Origin of the sequence: Synechococcus sp. R55.7 (assembly GCF_047461955.1) — a bacterium.
GTDB lineage: Bacteria > Cyanobacteriota > Cyanobacteriia > Thermostichales > Thermostichaceae > Thermostichus.
The window spans coordinates 1-753 of sequence record NZ_JANSIC010000452.1 but is presented as its reverse complement, the minus strand read 5'-3'; the positions used below and the strand labels follow the sequence as shown (position 1 = coordinate 753).

Genomic DNA, 753 nt, shown 5'->3' with positions numbered 1-753 from the left:
GGGATCCACCAGCTCGGCTACGAATTGGTGCAGGATGGTGACATAGCGCTCTCTGGCCACCTGCAGCAAGTTGTTGTGATCGGCTCCCTCGATGGGCACCAAGCGTTTGGGATCCCGTGCTGCTTGGTAAAGGGCTTCAGCATGCCAGAAGGGGATTAGACGATCCTGGGTACCGTGCAAAATTAGCAGCGGGCAATTGATCTTGGCCATGCGGCTGAGGTTGTCGAAGCGATCGAAAGGTAGCAGCGGGATGCGCGTCAAGACGCGGAAGGCAGTCACGAAAGTAGATTCCAGGATCAGGCCGCCCACTGGTTTTTGCGCTGCCAGGTAAACCGAGGGCCCGCCCCCTACTGATCTTCCATAGACCAAGATCCGCTCCGGCGGGATCCCTTGGGCAACTAGGTAAGTGTAAGCGGCCTCGATATCTTTGTAAGCGCCGGCCTCGGAAGGGATCCCTTCGCTGGTGCCGTAACCGCGGTAGTCGTAGGCCAAGACGGCAAACCCAGCCTGCTGCAGGTGCACCAAGCGGGGCAGGATATCCCCCAAGTCTTCAGCGTTGCCATGGCTATAGAGGAGGGTATAAGCAGCAGCCGGATTGGGCAGATATACCGCTGAAATCTGCAGCCCATCAGAGGTCGTGAGCTTGAGAATGGCGTCCCCATCTCGATAGCTGGCGGGACGAGGCAAAAAGATCATTCGCTCCGATTGAAACCAGCCCAGCCAGAGCAGGTAGCCGTACACCACCAGCCCGAC

At 58.3% G+C, this 753-nt stretch carries 1 protein-coding gene; it reads right to left on the bottom strand.

The features are described 5' to 3' along the window. Window positions 1–753: alpha/beta hydrolase (locus NW820_RS13080; protein WP_414407734.1), on the bottom strand; the 753-nt coding region annotated here is incomplete at both ends.